The organism is uncultured Tateyamaria sp. (assembly GCF_947504105.1).
Classification (GTDB): Bacteria; Pseudomonadota; Alphaproteobacteria; order Rhodobacterales; family Rhodobacteraceae; genus Tateyamaria.
On sequence record NZ_CANNGP010000121.1, the window covers coordinates 1 to 1,919 of the forward strand.

The window sequence follows — 1,919 nt, forward strand, 5'->3', positions numbered from 1 at the left end:
TTGGTGGCCACGATGAGCAACAAACCCTCTCTTAGCAAATACCGCTATTTGGACCCATAGGCGCTGACGTCAGACATAGTTGGACATAAGAACAAAAACAGAACATGTGTCACGCGATTTCATGAATGCTGCGGCATGAAGTTCCGATTTAACTTGACATTTCAGCTCAAAACGACGATCTATTCTCTTGTCATGGGTCGCCACACTGCCGAAAGGGAGTGGAAAAGGGCGGCCCTTCCTCGTTCTGGACCACCGTTGCGACACTACGCCAAACCGCACGCATCACCCACGGATCGCGTACAACACTTAAGATCCAGAGGGCTGATCATCGACAGACCTAATGTCGCAGCGCGCAAGATCGAGGCCATCGGATACGAGAGACTGCGGATCTACTTCCTCAGTCGCCGAGACCAACCCAACAAGACGTTCCGACCAGGAACAACGTATAACCACATCATACAACTCTATAAATGCGATGCGCGCCTTCGAGCGCTCGCTTTCGAGGCCGTCGGCAGGTTCGAACTTGCCTTCAGAAACACTCTCTCCGAAGCTCTGAGCAGTAGGTACGGCAGCCATCCGTTCTATGATCGCAACGCTTTCAAGGATGCCGGGGCTCACAACAAAGCGCTCGCGCAGGTGATCAAAACCTTTCAACAGTCCAAAGATGACAGAGCGCGACACTACAAAGATGCTTATGACATCCCAGCTCTGCCGCCAGTTTGGACCTTGAAAGAGTTCCTGACCTTTGGTGGAGCTGCACATCTCTATGCAGCCCTCGCTGGTCCTGTCCGCCAAGATATCGCTCGCGTGTTCGGTGTCCCCAGGCTTCCCGTTTTTGACAACTGGATCACATGTTTTGTCGACCTCAGAAATGTCTGCGCCCATCATGACCGGCTGTTCAATCGGCGGTTCCAAAAACAGCTTCAGCACCTGCCCCGAGAAGGTGTTCCCGCCGCAAACAACAACACGCTGAAAGCTCTACTGGAATGCCTCGATCATGCGTTAACGGCCGCCGGAGAAACATCGGCCACGGTCGATGAAGCCCACCGGATCATGAACCTGCAAATTCACGCCGCTGTCGATCCAGCCGAAGCAGGTTATTGATGGCCCCTCCCCTCTGAGCACCGCGCCCTAGGCTCCGGCCAGTATGTGCTACATCCAGTGCGCCGCACGGGGGCTGGCAGGCAAAGTCCTGCACCATACACCTATCTGTCGGATATGATCCGAACGAGACACAGCGTCCGCGCGAAGTTTTCTACTCCGCCGGCTTCAGATCCGGATCACAGCTTGAATTTCAAATCCAAGATGCTTGCGTGATGCTATCCTTGCTTTTGCAACATGGGCATCGTCCCGAGGACATTGCCAAGTCACTTGCTCGTTCCGAGCAGCCAGACGGCACAATGGCATATGCCAGCATCACTGGTTTAATCGCTGCTGAGCTGATGGAAGATGTAGAATAGCGCCCTGCCCTTTCACCTTCTTGAAATATCCTGTGGGGGAGTGCGCGTTGCGCACCGGGGGCAGACGACCCCCGCAGCCGCCCACGGCGGCTTTTGCCACTCCGGGGATTCGTCGCTTTGCTCCGAACGCCCATCGTGGTTGCGGTCTTCACGAGATCCCGCTGGCGTGTCGTTCAGCCGTGATCGGTCGCGGCCTTTGACTGACAGACCAGGCCGCCCCGGCCAAGGGGCTTTCGCGGCATATCCTGTGGGCGGCTGTGCCGTCCTCAGTATTCCACGGTCCCCTTGTCCGCGTCGTCCTGGTCCGTCCGTGTCGGCTCATGCGCGACCGACCGACGGCTGATGAGCAAGCCATCTCCGGGGGTTTTGTGCTCAGGCCTTGTTGTCTGACGTCAGCGCCTATGGGTCCAAATAGCGGTATTTGCTAAGAGAGGGTTTGTTGCTCATCGTGGCCACCAA

At 56.1% G+C, this 1,919-nt stretch carries 1 protein-coding gene; it reads left to right on the forward strand.

Annotated features, from left to right (window positions below; translation table 11 throughout):
• Positions 1-153: 153 nt before the first annotated feature.
• Entirely contained in the window at positions 154-1,104 is a 951-nt protein-coding gene (locus Q1A75_RS23770) for an Abi family protein (RefSeq protein WP_299641510.1), read from the forward strand.
• Positions 1,105-1,919 lie beyond the last annotated feature (815 nt).